The sequence below is a fragment of the Leifsonia sp. HAY1-4F genome, assembly GCF_056755275.1.
The window spans coordinates 1-239 of sequence record NZ_JBNDHX010000582.1; the positions used below are offsets into that span (position 1 = coordinate 1).

Genomic DNA, 239 nt, shown 5'->3' on the forward strand with positions numbered 1-239 from the left:
TCCCACAGCAATCCGCCCCGCACAGGGCACAACGACACCAGCGGAACCCAGGCAGTGGAAGGTGATGAACTCGTCGTCAGCGTCGGTCCGATCGCCCACGGCGGGCATTTCGTCGCACGGCACGAGGGCCGCGTTATCTTCGTACGGCATGCCATCCCCGGTGAGAAGGTGCGCGTCCGATTGACCGACTCCGGCGAGTCGTCCCGCTTCTGGCGTGCCGACGTCGTGGAGGTCCTGGA

Annotated in this window: 1 protein-coding gene; it reads left to right on the plus strand. The window is 66.1% G+C overall.

The features are described from left to right. Positions 1 to 54: 54 nt before the first annotated feature. A partial coding sequence (locus ACPYOG_RS20575; protein WP_481295920.1) for a TRAM domain-containing protein occupies positions 55 to 239 on the plus strand: 185 nt, incomplete at its 3' end.